Below are 14,610 nucleotides of genomic sequence, written 5' to 3' on the forward strand. Positions count from 1 at the left end.
AGCAAGGTCAGTCCCAGACCGAGCCAGGCCGTGGTCCGAACGAGACCCCGCCATTCCCACAGTCCCAGACCAGCACGACAGGGCCGCCTAGCTGCTGGTGGGCGGCATCCAGCAGGCGGGCGTAGTCGGTCTCGGTGAAGCCCTTGCGGCGGCCCTTGGCAGGGCCGCGGTCGAGGTGGATGCGGTAGATCAGCCGGGGCCGCCGGCCGGACCTGGTGCAGATCAGCGCCGCCATGGAGACGCGTTTGGTGCCCTGGGCGGTGACCCGCACGACCGGTGTGTGGCCCCGGTGGCCCCAGGTGCGGCCTTTGGGCGGCCTCAGGCCCTGGCCGGCTTCGTCCTCGAAGCAGAGCCAGGCGCCCAAGTCCGCCACCCTCTTTTTATGACGGGCCACTACTCGTCCTTCCAGGCGGCGATCTTCGCCTTGTTGCGCTCGGCGGCCTTGCGGGAGGGCACCTGCACGCTCCAGCCGATGCGGTGCAGCACTAGGTCCAGCCCGGCCAAGGTGTACTCGGCGCCGATCCGGCGGCGCACGATCTCGGCGATCCGGGCCAGCGTCCAGCACTGGTCACTCCAGCCGGAGGCGGCAGGACCGGCGTCCAGCTTGCAGCGGGCCCCGCTGGGACCCTTGGAGGCCAAAGCCTGCCGACCGCCCGAAGCCAACGCACGCCGCCGCCGGTTCGCCGACATCCGGGTCACCCTGAACCGCCGGGCCACCTCCCGGTCACTGGCCCCGGCCTCGACCAGATCAGCGGCTTCGAACCGCACTTGCTCACGCCGAGCCCGCTCCTCGGCCGTCAGCCCACCGCCATCGGGATACCTCACCTTCCCGGCATAGCGCATCCCACGGGAGCCGTCACGACCCGACGTAACCCGCACCGTTAGAGATCTCCTAGGGCCTGTCTGACGGGTCGCGTCACCCGACCCCGCACCCGACAGCAATGTCACCCGAATGGCGCAATATGGCGTGCCACCCAAATGGGTGAAGGTCAAGCTGACTAGTGCCCCAATTGAGGCAATCCGTGAAAGGGGAACCAAATGCGCATTCGACGAATCCTCGCCGCCGTCATCGCCACGGCAGCCCTCGCCGGACTCGGCATCACAGGCGCCGCCACCGCCACCGCCGCCAGCCTCACCCCGGGTGAGTGCGAGCAGGGCGGCGGAACAGTCAATTGGGCGAACAACACCTGCAGGGGCGGTATGTACGACGGGCAGATGGTCGACTAAACCCCACTAGGCGCCCCGCAGCCACGCGCTGCGGGGCGCTCCCGCGCGAGCGTAGCCGGGAGAGTCGCAGGGACCGTGCCGACCCGTCGGGCACGCTGGGTCCGAGTCGGCCCGGAAGCACGTCGCGGGTGGGAACTCCTCATCTCGGCTGCCAGCTCGCGGCTCGTCATGATGAGCGAAGGGACGGACTGGCGCTCGCCTTCGAGGGCGCGCTCGCCCATGACGAGCGCCTGATCCAAGTCGCCCACCCGCGCGCCCCGCCGGGACCCTTGGAGGCCAAAGCCTGCCGACCGCCCGAAGCCAACGCACGCCGCCACAGGTTCGCCGACATCCGGGTCACCCTGAACCGCCGGGCCACCTCCCGGTCACTGGCCCCGGCCTCGATCAGATCGGCGGCTTCGAACCGCACTTGCTCACGCCGAGCCCGCTCCTCGGCCGTCAGCCCACCGCCATCGGGATACCTCACCTTCCCGGCATAGCGCATCCCACGGGAGCCGTCACGACCCGACGTAACCCGCACCGTTAGAGATCTCTAGCGCAGGCGCGCGATCACTCCCTAGCGCCGCGAGATTGCCGTCACCTCTCCGAGGGGTGATCTATGCTTGCCCTCCCAGTCGTCACCGGCCAGAATGGTTACGACCTTCCGAGACGGTTCCGCCTGTGACCCGCGGCGGACTGAGAGGAACGAATCACGTGAAGAGCAGCAATCCGATCTTCTCCCGCCGGGGCTTCGACCGTCCGGCCGGCGCCGGTTCCGCGGGCGATCACCTCGTCAACCCGTACGCCGGAGTCGGTGGTTCGAGCCTCAAGGAATCTCCGACCGTCCGAATGACGATGACGATGGACGACGTGATCGTCCGCACCGCGGCAACGCTCGGGACCGTGGTCCTGACAGCGGCACTGTCATGGGTGCTGCTGCCCGTCGACCAGGACGCGCTCGGCCGCTCCTACGGGATCGCCGTCACCGCCGCCGTCACCGCCTTCGTCCTCTCGCTCGTCCAGACGTTCAAGCGCACACCGTCCCCGGCCCTGATCCTCGGTTACGCGGCGTTCGAAGGTGTCTTCCTCGGCGTCATCTCCGACACGACGTCGACATACGTCGCACCCGGTGTCATCGTCCAGGCGGTCCTCGGCACCTTCGCCGTGTTCGCGGGCGTGCTGATCGCGTACCGGATGCGCTGGATACGTGTCACCCGAAGGTTCTTCGGCTTCGTGCTCGCCTCCGCCACTGGCTTCCTCCTGCTGACGGCCGTGGATCTCCTGTTCTCCGCCTTCGGCGCGGGCAACGGCCTCGGACTCGGCAGCGGCGGACTCGGGGTCGTCTTCGGAGTCGCCGGTGTCCTTCTCGGCGCGTGCTTCCTCGCCCTGGACTTCAAGCAGGTCGAGGACGCGATCGCCTACGGCGCGGCGCGCGAGGAGTCCTGGCTGGCGGCCTTCGGCCTCACCGCGACCCTGGTGTGGATCTACCTGGAGGCCCTTCGCGTACTCACCATTCTGCGGGACGACACCTGATCCGCCCGCGCGTGCCGCACCGGTCGGTTCCCACGCAAGAGGTCCCGGGCAACGGCACTCGGGACCGAGGCTCTTCGACCGACCGAAACCCATCACGCCGCTGTTGTCGATGCTTACGGAGTTGTGATGCGTGGAGCCCCTCCCCCGGTTGTTCATCGAGGTCGCGGCCGAACACGGGGCGAGTGAGGTCCTGGTCGACGGACCGGTCCGGCTTGAAGCGCCACGCGCACTTGCCGACGCAATTAAGTAGATCGGAAGACCGATGCAGGGTACAGACAACCACCCAGGCAACCGTCCGCATAAGAGTAAATACCGCATAGCAGAGGTCGCGGTCGCACATGCGAAGAAGCGGACCCAGTGCGCCACCAGGGTGGGACGTACCGGGTCAACCACTCGTAAATGAAGCCCGGTTGCGCGGCAACGGTGGCGGGTGCCGCCACCGGAGGACGGCCATCGGGCGGGACGGTCACTTCGGGCGCAGCACCACGTCGAAGACGGTACGGAAGAACGCGTCCACGGCCGCAGCCGACTTGTCGGCGCGTGCCGCGATCAGCGTCCCCTCCCACGCGCTGAGGATGAACAGCGCGGTGGCCTCGATGTCGAGATCCCCGTCCACGTCACCCGCCTCCTGGGCCTCGGCGAGCACCTGCCGGATCTGCACCGCCCACCGGTCGAACCCCTGCTTGACCGCGGCCCGGATCTCTTCGTTGTGGTCGGCGACCTCCGCGCCGAAGTTGCCCACCAGACATCCACGGACGAACCCGTTCTCCACCGTGTCCTTGCTCAGGAACTCGAAGTGCGCCCGGAGCCTCTCCAACGGGGGACGGCCCGGTGCCGTGAACATCTCGAAGCGCAGAGAGGCCCCGTACCGGTCCAGTGCCTCCAGGGCGCTCTCCTCCTTGCTGGAGAAGTGGTTGTAGAACGAGCCCTTGGGAACACCCGCGGCCTTGACGATGTCGCTGATGCCGGTGGCATTGAAGCCCTGCGCGTGGAACTGCCGGAAGGCCGCCTGCGCGATCTCCTCCCGCTTGGAGGCTCGTCCCATCATTCCCACCTTCTGTCGAACATCTCCGGGCCTGACGAGACGCCCGGGCACGGCTCCGCAGATACGTGCGCGGCCAGTGGGTCTGCGACGTGTGAGTCATGGAGGCTGGGGGCCGCTCAATCAAGATGACCGACCATATTATAGTCGGGAAGTCGCACAAGGGTCCTGAGGTCCTTCTCCTCACCCGGCGCCGCGAAGGTCCTCTCGGTGCCGCTCACCGAGAGGACGCGCCATCTGGTGGACGCGGACTTCTTGAAGACCATGAAGGACGGCGCCTTGTTGGTCAATGTGGCACGTGGTGCGGTGGTGAACACCGAGGCACTGCTCGCGGAAGTGGAAAGCGGCCGGCTTCACGCGGCCCACGCGGCCCTGGACGTGACCGACCCCGAGCCCCTGCCCAGGGAACATCCGCTGCGGGCCACGCCGGGCGTGCTCATCAGCCCCCATGCCGGCGCGTTCAGCACCGCGTTCCTGCCGCAGGTCAAGCGCATACTCGCCGTGCAACTGAACCGCGTCGCCCGCGGACAGGCGCCGCACAACGCCGTACTGGCCGCCCCCGCCGCAGGCTGAGGCGGCTTCGCCACGCACGAGGTGCACCAGAGGACGGGAGATGGGTTAGTGTTTTAAGACGACCGGTCATTTTGAAACTGCACCGCGCTACCGCGGTGTGCCACGGAACCGCCGGTCGGCACCCAGCCCTGCCCTCCCGGGCAGCACCACACTCAGGAGCAGTCATGTCCACATACCGGGCCTTCGAGGCCACCGGCGCCCACAACCTCCAGCTGGTCGAGCGCGAGCTGCTTGATCCCGCACCCGGCCAGGTGCGCCTGCGCGTGGAGGCCTGCGGCGTCTGCCACACCGACGTGCTGGCCGTGGAAGGCCTGCGCAGCGACCCCTCGCGCCCCCTCGTTCCGGGGCATGAGATCGTCGGCGTCATTGACGCCGTCGGGGCCGGCGTCACCGCCTGGCAGCCCGGTGACCGCGTCGGCGTCGGCTTCCTGAACGGCCAGTGCTGGGAGTGCGAGCCGTGCCGCCGCGGTGACTTCGTGAACTGCGTCAACCAGGAGCAGACCGGAACCACCATCGACGGCGGATACGCGGAGGTGGTCTACGCCCGGGCCAGCGGGCTGGTGCGGGTTCCCGACGGCATATCGGCGATCGACGCCGCTCCGCTGCTGTGCGCCGGACTGACCACCTTCATCGCCCTCCAACAGGGGCCGACCCGAGCCGGCGCGCTGGTCGCCGTGCAGGGCATCGGCGGTCTGGGACACCTCGCCCTCCAATACGCGCGCAGCCTCGGCTACCGGGTCGCGGCCATAGCCCGGGGGGAGGAGAAGGAGGCGTACGCACGGCAGCTGGGCGCCCACGAGTACATCGACAGCACCAGCACCGACCCCGGAGCCGCGCTCAGCGCCCTGGGCGGTGCCTCCGTCATCGTCGCCACGGCGTCCAGCGGCGCGTCGATGGACCCGCTGGTCCGCGGCCTCGCACCGAACGGCAGGCTCGTCGTCGTCGGTGCCGCGCCCGACCCGCTGACCGTCGCCACTCCCGACCTGATCTTCGGCACGCACTCCATCGTCGGCAGCCTGACCGGTTCCTCCATCGAGAACGAGGACAACCTCGCCTTCAGCCTGGCCCACGGCATCCGCCCCAGCGTCGAGGTCATGCCCTTCACCAAGGCGCCGGAAGCCTACGAGCGCATGCTCTCCGGCGAGGCCCGCTTCCGCGTCGTGCTCGACGCGGCGGCCTGAGCCACCCGGTGGTGCCGGGGCGGAACACCCCCGCCCCGGCACCGGCCCTGACCATCGAGTGCGCGAGCCACGCCGGTCAGGCGGCCGTCTCCGTCGGGAACCCCGCGCGGAGCTTGCGCGGCTTCACCACCATCGCATGGTGTACCGCCTCGATCGGGTCGGCCTCCGAGAACGGATCGTTGTAGGTACCTCCCACCACCTCCCTACGGCTGTGGGGATTACGCACCCAGTCCACGATCAGGTTCCGCGTCACCGTGTGCGTCACCGTGAAGAGCCGTGCCTTCACCGACCCGAGAAACTCGGAACAGACCGCCTCCATGGGGGCGTAACCATCGTCTGAGTCGTCCTGGTTCTCCGTCACAGCAAACAGAGGCCTGAAACAGCCTCCGCCCGCGCACTGTAGACAGAGACAAGTGCCCGAAAGCTGCCGCACGTGTGACGCCGGGCCGGCGCGGTGGACGAGCGCCGGAAGAGGTACACGTGCGTCGCACGTCACGCCGCTCCGGACCGCGCGCCGCCTGGCATGTCTCACTCCGATCACACCCGGCACACAGGTTACGAGCCCGAATTCCGACCTCGCATTTTCCTGTGCTTCCGGCGGGGGCTAGATGCCTCTTTCGGCCGACACGTCGACGGTCGGCCGCCTCGGGTAATGCCGCACATCTGCACAATCGTGAGTACCTCGATACCATGCACGGCGCAGCGCCATTGGGTAAAGGAGTGAACGGTTGTGACCAGCCAACCAGCCGCCACGCTCCGATCACGGTACGTGGAACAGGCCGTGTCGGATCTTGAGCGAAATCGCCATCGACAGCTTCAACTCGCCGAACAGATCAGGATGCTGAAAGAAGAGGAAGCTCTCCTTCAGGAGATCCTGACGCTCACCGAGCGCTACGAGGGTCTGTCCGACCCGCCGCGGCTGCCCGAGCAGGCCCAGGAAGGACCCGTGCCGCAACGGGTACGGCAGGTGTCCGACGCCGCCTCCGCACGCAGGGCCACCCGCACGACCAGTGACACGGCGAAGTCCGGCGCGAAGGGGAAGTCGCGTCGGCCTCTGCTGGGAGACATGTTGCTGGCCCTGCTCGCCGGCCACGACGAGCCGCGCCTGGCCAAGGAAGTGCGCAAGGAGCTCCTACAGAAACATCCGGACCGGACTCCGACACCCCAAGTCGTGCGGAACACCCTCGAGTCGCTGGTCGCCAAGGGGCGCGTCGAGCGGCACCGGCAGCACCACTCCGTGACGTACACCCTGGCGAAGGCGCCGGCGGATCAGCCTCAGTAGCCCGGCCGGCCGATGTGCCCTGCCGGGCTGGATGCCTGCTGGGCGGGGCACACGGGTACGGGCCTCGGCGGCTTTCCGATGCAGGTACTCGTGTCCGTATGCGTGACGTGATACGTATTCGATGATCCGAGAAACGTATATCCATTCGGGTCCCGGATATCTCGCATGAAAGGGAGCCGACCAACGGCCCGTACGGTCGTCGCCTTCGGCAGTGGACCGCCACTTACACTGTGCCGCATGGCAGACGTGAAGAATATCGAGCCCCTCGATCCCGACGAGGAGGCCTTCCTGCGGGCGCTGGGCAGAGTAATGACGCTTTTGCCGCGGGTCGTCGACGCGGACATGCTGGAAGAACACTCGATTTCCAGTGCTGAGTACATGGTATTGGTGCACCTCTCCGAGGCGCGGTACCACCAGATGCGAATGAGTGAGCTCGCAAATATGTGCGGGCTGTCGCTGAGCGGCATGACCCGAGTGGTCAACCGGCTCGAGTCGCAGTCGCTGGTCCTGCGGGAGAAGGCGCCCGACGACGGGCGGGCGTGGCTCGCCGTACTCACCAGCGCCGGATGGACCCAGCTGAAGCAGGTCTGGCCCACCAACCTCGCGAGTGTCCGGCGCCACGTCTTCTCGCACCTGGACGGCTGTGACATCGCCGCTGCCGCGAAGGTGCTGGAGCGCATAGCGCCCTGCTGACGCCGGGCCGCCCCGAGCCACTGGGCAACCTGTGCCGCCGTCGGCATGACGGCTGTCTCGTCACAGACGCGCGACGCCGCGGCGGTGAAGCCGCCCGCCCACCGCCGGACAGCTCCGCACGCCAGGATGCTGGTTGTCATCTACCTGGATGCTATGTAGCATCCACAGGAGTCCGGCCGTCAGCCTTATCGACGAGTAATCGATGGTAGACGACCGGTCTACTATATCGCCTTCATCCGAAGCCCCTCATGAAATGAGCGCCCCCATGGCCACTCCCGTCAAGCTCGCCATCGTCTACTACTCGTCCACCGGCACGATCACGGAGATCGCCAAGGAGCTCCACGACGCAGGCGTCAAGGCCGGCGCCGAGGTCCGTCTTCTCAAGGTCGCTGAGCTCGCCCCTCAGGCCGCCATCGACTCCAACCCGGCCTGGGCCGCCAACCACGCGGCCACCGCCGGGATCCCCGAGTCCACCCCCGAGGACATCGAGTGGGCCGACGCCGTCGTCTTCGGCACACCGACCCGCTTCGGTAACGTCTCCGCCCAGCTCAAGCAGTTCATCGACACCCTCGGCGGCCTGTGGGCGGAGGGCAAGCTCGCCGACAAGGTCTACAGCGGGTTCGTCTCCACCGCCACGGCCCATGCCGGCCAGGAGTCGACACTCCTCGCACTCTACAACTCGGTGCACCACTTCGGCGGCATCACCGTTACCCCTGGCTTCACCGACCCGCACAAGTTCGTCGACGGCAACCCGTACGGCACCTCCCACGTCGACGCCCAGGGTGGCAACCCCGTGGACGACGTCACGCGCACCGCTGCCGGCATCCAGGCTCAGCGCGTCATCAAGATAGCCACTGCGCTCAAGGCTGCTGCCTGACCACACGCAAACCTGTCGGCGCCACCCCGGCGGTCGCCGACAGACCGCACCAACTGCAGCGTCCGACACATACATGGATCCGCCGGCCAATGGTTCCCGCGCCTTCCCTGAAGCATCAGTGGGGACGGGTCTCTGAGCCCTGAACCGGCGGCACCACTCGGGGCCCGGCGCGTGCGAGCTTCATCTTGATCGCGCCGGGCATGCGGCCCCAACTCGCCGTCTGGCGATGACGCGCCGACCTGTTTGCATTGAGCCGAGACAGAGACCGACTCTTCCGGCATCGCAGGGGACCCTCACAGACGGTCGCGAAGCCCTGCGCCCCCGAAGGAACGAGAGAGGAAGAGACCATGAAGGAGTTCCTGGTCGAGCTGACCACCAGCGTGCCCGAGGGAACCGACCAAGGAGAGGTCGACCGGCGCCGCGCCGCCGAAGCCGTGCGGGCCAAGGAGCTCGCCGCCGAAGGCCACTTGTTCCGGCTATGGCGCCCGGTCGGGGAGCTTCGCAGCATCGGCGTATGGTGCGCCGACGACGAGGCGGAGCTGCGTACGAAGGTCCTGGGAAGCCTGCCCCTGTGGCCTTGGATGACCGCGGTGATCACTGCCCTGCAGTCGCACCCCAACGATCCGGGCCGGACCGACTGAGTCTTCTGGCACGGCACCTCACTGCCACGGCACGGTGCGCCGATCACGACCGCCAGACGGCGGAATTGAGCTGGTGTGAGGTCCACGAGGTCGGGCATCCACCTCGGCACCCCTTTTTCGCGTTCCTGGACGGCCACCCCGGCGGGGAACGCGTGGGCGCCGCCGGCAGCCGCGACCCCGACTTCGTCCCGGACCCCGACCGCTTCGATCCCGGTCGCGAGCACAACGAGCACCTCGGCTGCGGCGGCGGTATCGACTACTGCTTCGGTGCCCCGTTGTCCCGTCCCCAGACGCAGCGTTCGGGCGGTGGGTCGGGTGCCGGGGCGAGCGCCGAGTAAAGAGTACGCCCCACAAGGTCTGTCCGGCTCCGCCGAGGCCGAGGGTCCAGGCTGCCTGGGTGGCGGGGTAGCCGCGTTCGAGAAGGCGCGGGACCACGGCGACGACGACCGCGTACATGGCGAACGCCGAGAGGGTCAGCCCCGCTGTGGCCGAGGACCGAGCCGGTCGCCGTGCTGGGGGGGTGCCTCTATGTCCTTCGTCAAGGTGTGACTGTGTGCCGTGGCTGGCAGCTCCTGAGCACCTCGGCAACCAATTCGGCTCGACGGGGGTCCTCCCTACCAGGCCCCGCTCGGGGCCATCGGACGCGAGGGTGGAGGAGCGCCGTGGGGGTCCGAAGGGCAGCGAAAGGCGTTGGCGACTTCCTGATCGAGATGGTGGGAGAAGCCGTCGCCGAGGTGATCCTCAGCCTCCTCGCCTGCGCCCTGCTCGGCTGCCTGGCTCTGATCGCCCACCTGAGCTGGTCCTTCAGCCCACGCTTCACCATCGCGGGGGCGGGGCTGCTCAGAAGCTGTTGTCTTTTCGATCTTGAGAGATGCGCTTCGAACGGGAGTCTCGATCGGGTGATTGCGGTCGGCGCCGGGCATGAGAGCAGGGCCTCTTGGTAGCTCAGAGGGTGTCTATGCCAACGAGCGATCCAGGAGGCCCTGTTGTCGCAGTTCTACGCGACCGCCGAGACGGAGTCCACCCCGGTCACCCTCGCGTGTGACTGTCTGGCTCACCGGTTCGGAAACGCCACCGACAACGGGATGCGCGAGCGCCGTTACCCGACCGACATGACCGACGGGGAGTGGGCCAAGGTCCGGCCGCTGCTGCCGGTGCCGGGCTGGATGCGCGGTCGCGGCGGGCAGCCGGAGGCGTACTGCCACCGGGCGATATTGGACGCGATCCGCTACCTCGTTGACAACGGAATCAAGTGGCGCGCCATGCCGGTGGACTTCCCGCCGTGGGACCGGGTGTACGCGTTCTTCCGCCGCTGGCGCGACCATGACCTGGTCAGGGAGTTCCACGACCGGCTGCGTGAGCGGGTCCGCGGGATGCTGGGCAAGGACACAGAGCCCACGGCCGGTGTGATCGACTCACAGTCGGTCAAGGCGGACGCCGTGGTGGGCTCAGACAGCCGCGGCTACGACGGCGGCAAACAGATCAACGGGCGCAAGCGGCATGTCGTGGTCGACACCCTCGGCCTGCTGCTGGGCGTGATGGTCACCGCTGCGGATGTCGGCGACCGTTCGGCCGCGCAGGTCCTGCTCGCCCGGGTGGCCAACGCGCACCACCGCCTCGCCCTCGTCTGGGCTGACGGCGGCTATACCGGCAGCCTCGTCGAGCACTGCCTGGCCGCGTTCGCGCTGGTGCTGGCGATCGTCAAGCGCAGCGACGACGTCAAGGGGTTCGTAGTCCTGCCCAAACGATGGATCGTCGAGCGTCTCTTCGCCCACCTGATGCGCAGCCGCCGCCTGGCACGCGACTACGAGCGGCGCACCGCCAGTGCCGAGGCGATGATCCTGTGGTCGATGACCATGGTCATGAGCCGCCGTCTGGCTGGGCCACACCGCGGGCGGGCGTGAACCGGCCCGGCGCCGGTTCAGCCAGCCAGCCACGCGCGACCAGACGTTTCGCCTTCGACCGCAGTGCCTCCACCCGTGCCGGCACCACGTCCATGCCGAACGCTGCGGCCATCTCCTGGCAGGTTACCGGCCCCTGCCCGAGCCGGACCCGGTCCGCCCCCAACTGCAGGATGCGCTGGTAGTCCACCGACAGTGCCGGCCAGGCCAGCCCCTCTCGCCATACCGGCACCTGCGACTTCGGCTTCGCCGCATCCCGGGGCGCCGACTGCGCGTCTGCATCCCTCGGATCCTCGGTGACCTCCGTGTCGGCGGTGCTGCCGCCGTCTGCAGCCAGCACCGTGTCGACCCGCTTGCGGGCGATCGCCCACTCCTGCCATTCCTGCTCGGCCGCGGCCAGTTCGGCCTGGATGCGGTCGGCCTCCTCCCGCAGCCCGTCGACTCGACGGCGAGCGGCGAGTTCGTGCTGTTCCAGCAGTCCGACGACTGACGGCATTCGCGACCTCCCGGGGAGCGATGACTCGACAGGCCACAACTCCCACGGAACCACCACTCATACGCCCGACCAGCGCAAACGCGGCGATCACATCCGGAAAGACAACAGCTTCTCAGCTTCTTCCTCGCCCACGGTGCCTGGCAGACCTTCCGCACTCCCATGAAGGGTCGCCGTCGGGGCCTCGCCGCCCTGACCGCTGTCGGCTTCACTGTGGCCGCCATGACGGCCCTCTTCCTGCTGCTCTACGCCACAGGCTGCGACTGTCTGTGAGGCCGTTTGGCTCCATGCGCTCAGCCAAGGCGCGGACCTGCGAGAAAAGGCCCACACCGTCCACCTCGCCATCGGCGACGCCATGGGCCTCACACCCCAGCAGCACACCACAGCCAAAGAGCTGCTCCGCCTGCTCACTGAGAATGCCAACCACAGCTGATTCGGACAGCCAATCGGGGTCTCTCAGGAATCATTCCTGAGAGACCCCCCGTGTGGTGCTGAGCCTCCCGGATGCGGATCGGTAATCGAGGCTCGTGCATGGTTGGCGGTGAGGCGTCGAGGAGTTCGCTTGGGCTCCGGGTTCACATCTGCTGAGCCGATGTCAGGTCCGCGTTCTGCTGATGGGACAGCAGGTCGGCAATGGCCTGCACTGTATGGCTCATATGGTTGCGGCGGCCAAGGTGGCGGGCCAGGGCTCGCCCGTGCTTGAGATGCGCGATGGCGTGCTCGACGCGGTTACGGCGTGCGGAATGTGCCTTGCGCTGTCGCTCGTATATTTACTCGTACCAGGCAGGGGCGTTCTTCTTGAACTTGCGGTGCGGCGGTGTCACGACGCGTCCGCCGGTCTGTACGCCCAGCCCCTGGTAGCCGGCATCGGCGAGGATCTCGACCGCGGGCCCGCCGGCCAGGAGCCTGACCAGCCCCGACTGGCGTGCGTGGGTGATATCCGCGCAGCGTGCGGGCTGGGCCGGGCTGCACCACAGCACGCGTCCTTCGCCGTCCGTGACCACCACGGATTTGACGGCGTTCTGCTTGTTCTTGCCGGAGATGAACTTGTCCCCGTCGTTGCGTCCTTGGGCCGGGCGACGGACCCGGATCTCGGTGCCGTCGATGATGCCGGTTCCCGGCCGTCGGACCTACGCGGCTACCGTCGGCTGCTGATGTCGCCGACGCGACCGTCGTCCTCCGCATGCTTCTCAAGAGTGTCGGCGGCTACGGTCGTCCGGCCGGCTGCGCGGGGGGCGCGCAGGGCGTAGCCCACCAGGACGACGCCTGCGAGCAGCAGGAAGCCGAGTCCGCTGAGCACCACACCGGTCCACCCGAAGGCAGAGAACAGCACCCCGGCGACCGCGGATCCGACGGCGCCTCCGGCGAAGACCGCGAAGATGTATACGGTGTTGAGCCGAGCTCTGATCGTGGGGGGTGCGGCGAAGATACGCGCCTGGTTGGCTATCTGACCGCTGGTCGTTCCGTAGCCGAGAAGGTTGCAGCCCACAGCGAGGGCGATGAGTGACTGGCTGGCGAACCCGAACAGTGCGAAGGCGAGCAGCATCGACGTGAGGGACAGGACGTTGACGTTGCGCGTGCCCCATCGGTCAGTAAGGCGCCCCGAGTAACGGGCGGCCAGGGCGCCGGGCACGCCGAACAGGCCGAACAGTCCGATCACCGCGGGGCCCAGTGAGATCGGGGCCGCGGTGAGGTGGAAGGCGAGTGCCGACCAGAAGGCGGAGAAGGCCGCGAAGACCGTCGCTCCCAGCGCGGCTGACAGACGCAAGGGAGCGTGTTCGGCGATCAACTTGGGGAGCGACGCCAGCAGATGGAGGTAGCTTTCCGAAGCTCCGGTCGAGGTCGGCCGGTCGTCCGGCATGTAGCGCGGAAGGACCAGGAGCAGGGCTCCGGTGACCAGGGCAGCGATGACGAATCCTGCCCGCCAGGTACCTGTGGCCTCGGCAATGAGGCCGGCGACGGTGCGCGAGAGCAGGGCGCCCATGGTCAGCCCCGTCCCCACCGCTCCCAGGACGCGACCGGCATTGCCGGGAGTCGCCATGGAGACGACGGTCGGCATGATGACCTGCGGCAGCACGGTGCTGGCAGAGAGTATGAGGGTGGCCATGCTCAGCAGAGCGACCGAGGGGGCGAAAGCGCCCGCGAGGAGGACGGTGGCAGTGACGGCCAGCAGAAGGATGGACAACCGGCGAAGCCGAACGGTGTCAGCAAGCGGGACGATGGCGATGATGCCCAGTGCATAGCCGATCTGTCCTGTCGTGGCCACCAGCCCGGCAGCGGAAGGTGCTATCCCGAAGCCCCGGGCGATCTCGTCGAGGAGCGGCTGGGTGAAATAGATGTTGGAGACGGTGATCGCAGTCGCGGTGGCGAAGACGGGGATGGTTCCCCGCTTGACGTCCGGGCGGGTGGCTGCGCTGGTCATGGGGTCCTTATGTGCGTGAAGCACGGGTTGTGATGGGCGGAGACGCGATCGCGTCGACAGGACGCGACAACGGCTGTCACGATGGTTCCGGCACGCCGTGGCGATCCGACGACAATGAGCAGGCCGGTCCCTCTGCTCCCCGTTGGATACGCCCTGCGTGCAGGCAGGGCACTGCGCGAGAAGAGGCCGCGACGCGGGCTGCGGTCAGGTCGGCCTGTTCCAGGTGAGTTCGGCTGTGCGTTCCGCGCCCCATAGTCGGGTGGGGGTGACGAGGCCGAGTTTGAGGAGTGGGCCTTCGAAGTTCACCGTCCGGACCTGGGAGCGTCCGATCCAGTTCGGGAAGAGGCTGGTGGTGACGTGGTGTTCGACGGTTGTGGGGTCGACGACTTCGAACGGTCCGCCGTAGGCGACGTAGCCGGCCGCTGCCTGGGCCAGTTCATCGGCCGTCGCGTCCTCGAGGCGTGCCGAACTCATGGGTGGGCGGTCGCCGCGTCCCAGCTGGGCGGACATGTATCCCTGCGGGGTGTAGACGATCAGGCCGTGCGGGGCGGGGCCGAGGGGGTGGATGACCTTCCCGTCGGTGCTCGTGGCGGTGTAGGACACGAGGTGCCATGCGCCGAGCAGCCTTCTGCGGATCTCTTCGCGGGCCTCGCGTTCATTCCCTGCGGCGGTGTGGTCTGTGACGGTCATGGAAGGGACTCCTTTCGTTGCGGGAGAGCGAACCGGCCCCGTTCGGGAGAGCGAACCGGCCCCGTTCCGGGAGGGC

The 14,610-nt window shown here is 68.0% G+C and carries 18 protein-coding genes and 2 pseudogenes; 10 read left to right on the forward strand and 10 right to left on the reverse strand.

All coding sequences use genetic code 11. From position 1 onward, the window contains the following. Positions 1 to 7 precede the first annotated feature (7 nt). Together OG819_RS52555 and OG819_RS52560 are read right to left on the reverse strand one after the other, a co-directional pair. Positions 8 to 373: a transposase gene (locus tag OG819_RS52555; RefSeq protein WP_266636152.1), complete on the reverse strand. Its 366-nt coding sequence runs from the start codon at positions 371 to 373 to the stop codon at positions 8 to 10. Between the two features lie 20 nt (positions 374 to 393). Then, positions 394 to 825 carry a winged helix-turn-helix domain-containing protein gene (locus OG819_RS52560; protein WP_266636150.1) on the reverse strand — a complete coding sequence of 144 codons (432 nt, stop codon included), beginning with the start codon at positions 823 to 825 and terminating at the stop codon, positions 394 to 396. 213 nt (positions 826 to 1,038) lie between these two features. Between OG819_RS52560 and OG819_RS52565 the strand changes: the two genes are divergently transcribed. Beyond that, on the forward strand, positions 1,039 to 1,227 hold the full coding sequence (locus tag OG819_RS52565; RefSeq protein ID WP_266636148.1) for a hypothetical protein: 189 nt from the start codon (positions 1,039 to 1,041) through the stop codon (positions 1,225 to 1,227). 166 nt (positions 1,228 to 1,393) lie between these two features. Here the strand turns inward: OG819_RS52565 and OG819_RS52570 are convergent, their stop codons facing one another. Next, positions 1,394 to 1,711, reverse strand: a complete 318-nt coding sequence (locus OG819_RS52570) for a helix-turn-helix domain-containing protein (protein WP_266636145.1) — start codon at positions 1,709 to 1,711, stop codon at positions 1,394 to 1,396. Between the two features lie 209 nt (positions 1,712 to 1,920). Between OG819_RS52570 and OG819_RS52575 the strand changes: the two genes are divergently transcribed. After that, entirely contained in the window at positions 1,921 to 2,739 is an 819-nt protein-coding gene (locus OG819_RS52575; protein WP_266636143.1) for a Bax inhibitor-1/YccA family protein, read from the forward strand. A 466-nt stretch (positions 2,740 to 3,205) separates the two neighbouring features. Here OG819_RS52575 and OG819_RS52580 read toward each other — a convergent pair whose 3' ends face one another. Beyond that, complete coding sequence (locus OG819_RS52580; protein ID WP_266656970.1) at positions 3,206 to 3,784, reverse strand: TetR/AcrR family transcriptional regulator; 579 nt, start codon at positions 3,782 to 3,784, stop codon at positions 3,206 to 3,208. A 198-nt stretch (positions 3,785 to 3,982) separates the two neighbouring features. Here OG819_RS52580 and OG819_RS52585 point away from each other — a divergent pair. Together OG819_RS52585 and OG819_RS52590 are read left to right on the forward strand one after the other, a co-directional pair. Beyond that, positions 3,983 to 4,354 (forward strand): annotated as a pseudogene (locus OG819_RS52585) (NAD(P)-dependent oxidoreductase); the annotation flags it as partial. 164 nt (positions 4,355 to 4,518) lie between these two features. After that, positions 4,519 to 5,535 (forward strand): alcohol dehydrogenase, encoded by a 1,017-nt coding sequence (locus tag OG819_RS52590; protein ID WP_266636139.1) that lies wholly within the window; start codon positions 4,519 to 4,521, stop codon positions 5,533 to 5,535. A gap of 76 nt (positions 5,536 to 5,611) precedes the next feature. Here OG819_RS52590 and OG819_RS52595 read toward each other — a convergent pair whose 3' ends face one another. Then, positions 5,612 to 5,896 (reverse strand): hypothetical protein, encoded by a 285-nt coding sequence (locus tag OG819_RS52595; RefSeq protein WP_266636137.1) that lies wholly within the window; start codon positions 5,894 to 5,896, stop codon positions 5,612 to 5,614. A 369-nt stretch (positions 5,897 to 6,265) separates the two neighbouring features. Between OG819_RS52595 and OG819_RS52600 the strand changes: the two genes are divergently transcribed. The 5 genes from OG819_RS52600 to OG819_RS58940 all read left to right on the forward strand — a co-directional run bounded on the left by OG819_RS52600 (position 6,266) and on the right by OG819_RS58940 (position 9,366). Then, positions 6,266 to 6,817, forward strand: coding sequence for a hypothetical protein (locus OG819_RS52600; RefSeq protein WP_266656972.1), 552 nt, complete (start codon positions 6,266 to 6,268; stop codon positions 6,815 to 6,817). 237 nt (positions 6,818 to 7,054) lie between these two features. Continuing rightward, positions 7,055 to 7,510, forward strand: coding sequence for a MarR family winged helix-turn-helix transcriptional regulator (locus OG819_RS52605; RefSeq protein WP_266636133.1), 456 nt, complete (start codon positions 7,055 to 7,057; stop codon positions 7,508 to 7,510). Between the two features lie 265 nt (positions 7,511 to 7,775). After that, complete coding sequence (locus tag OG819_RS52610) at positions 7,776 to 8,387, forward strand: NAD(P)H-dependent oxidoreductase (protein ID WP_266656974.1); 612 nt, start codon at positions 7,776 to 7,778, stop codon at positions 8,385 to 8,387. A gap of 347 nt (positions 8,388 to 8,734) precedes the next feature. Next, positions 8,735 to 9,028: a muconolactone Delta-isomerase family protein gene (locus OG819_RS52615; protein WP_266656976.1), complete on the forward strand. Its 294-nt coding sequence runs from the start codon at positions 8,735 to 8,737 to the stop codon at positions 9,026 to 9,028. Between the two features lie 65 nt (positions 9,029 to 9,093). Continuing rightward, positions 9,094 to 9,366 (forward strand): hypothetical protein, encoded by a 273-nt coding sequence (locus OG819_RS58940; RefSeq protein ID WP_323139489.1) that lies wholly within the window; start codon positions 9,094 to 9,096, stop codon positions 9,364 to 9,366. Here OG819_RS58940 and OG819_RS52625 read toward each other — a convergent pair. Beyond that, a pseudogene (locus tag OG819_RS52625) lies at positions 9,351 to 9,511 on the reverse strand (MFS transporter); the annotation flags it as partial. The gene OG819_RS58940 and the pseudogene OG819_RS52625 overlap by 16 nt on opposite strands. A 503-nt stretch (positions 9,512 to 10,014) precedes the next feature. Between OG819_RS52625 and OG819_RS52630 the strand changes: the two are divergent. Next, positions 10,015 to 10,932, forward strand: coding sequence for an IS5 family transposase (locus tag OG819_RS52630; RefSeq protein ID WP_266656978.1), 918 nt, complete (start codon positions 10,015 to 10,017; stop codon positions 10,930 to 10,932). On the opposite strand, the gene OG819_RS52635 is transcribed toward OG819_RS52630, so the two are convergent. The 4 genes from OG819_RS52635 to OG819_RS52650 form a co-directional block, all read right to left on the reverse strand. Further along, a complete protein-coding gene (locus tag OG819_RS52635; protein ID WP_266656980.1) occupies positions 10,889 to 11,425 on the reverse strand; it encodes a hypothetical protein in 537 nt (178 codons plus the stop codon). The genes OG819_RS52630 and OG819_RS52635 overlap by 44 nt on opposite strands. Positions 11,426 to 12,192: 767 nt before the next feature. After that, positions 12,193 to 12,531, reverse strand: coding sequence for a transposase family protein (locus OG819_RS52640; protein WP_323139485.1), 339 nt, complete (start codon positions 12,529 to 12,531; stop codon positions 12,193 to 12,195). 29 nt (positions 12,532 to 12,560) lie between these two features. Then, the gene (locus tag OG819_RS52645) at positions 12,561 to 13,844 is read right to left on the reverse strand and encodes an MFS transporter (RefSeq protein WP_266656982.1); all 1,284 of its coding nucleotides are present in this window, start codon (positions 13,842 to 13,844) and stop codon (positions 12,561 to 12,563) included. Positions 13,845 to 14,048: 204 nt separating this feature from the next. Continuing rightward, on the reverse strand, positions 14,049 to 14,534 hold the full coding sequence (locus OG819_RS52650; protein WP_266656984.1) for a lipocalin-like domain-containing protein: 486 nt from the start codon (positions 14,532 to 14,534) through the stop codon (positions 14,049 to 14,051). Between the last annotated feature and the right edge of the window lie 76 nt (positions 14,535 to 14,610).

Origin of the sequence: Streptomyces sp. NBC_01549, assembly GCF_026339955.1 — a bacterium.
Classification (GTDB): Bacteria; Actinomycetota; Actinomycetes; order Streptomycetales; family Streptomycetaceae; genus Streptomyces.

Excerpts from the sequence above, each read along its gene's own strand:
- OG819_RS52565 (WP_266636148.1), top strand. The coding sequence starts at position 1,039 with ATGCGCATTCGACGAATCCTCGCCGCCGTCATCGCCACGGCAGCCCTC.
- OG819_RS52570 (WP_266636145.1), bottom strand. The coding sequence starts at position 1,711 with ATGCGCTATGCCGGGAAGGTGAGGTATCCCGATGGCGGTGGGCTGACG.
- OG819_RS52580 (WP_266656970.1), bottom strand. The coding sequence starts at position 3,784 with ATGGGACGAGCCTCCAAGCGGGAGGAGATCGCGCAGGCGGCCTTCCGG.
- OG819_RS52590 (WP_266636139.1), top strand. The coding sequence starts at position 4,519 with ATGTCCACATACCGGGCCTTCGAGGCCACCGGCGCCCACAACCTCCAG.
- OG819_RS52605 (WP_266636133.1), top strand. The coding sequence starts at position 7,055 with ATGGCAGACGTGAAGAATATCGAGCCCCTCGATCCCGACGAGGAGGCC.
- OG819_RS52610 (WP_266656974.1), top strand. The coding sequence starts at position 7,776 with ATGGCCACTCCCGTCAAGCTCGCCATCGTCTACTACTCGTCCACCGGC.
- OG819_RS52615 (WP_266656976.1), top strand. The coding sequence starts at position 8,735 with ATGAAGGAGTTCCTGGTCGAGCTGACCACCAGCGTGCCCGAGGGAACC.
- OG819_RS52635 (WP_266656980.1), bottom strand. The coding sequence starts at position 11,425 with ATGCCGTCAGTCGTCGGACTGCTGGAACAGCACGAACTCGCCGCTCGC.
- OG819_RS52645 (WP_266656982.1), bottom strand. The coding sequence starts at position 13,844 with ATGACCAGCGCAGCCACCCGCCCGGACGTCAAGCGGGGAACCATCCCC.
- OG819_RS52650 (WP_266656984.1), bottom strand. The coding sequence starts at position 14,534 with ATGACCGTCACAGACCACACCGCCGCAGGGAATGAACGCGAGGCCCGC.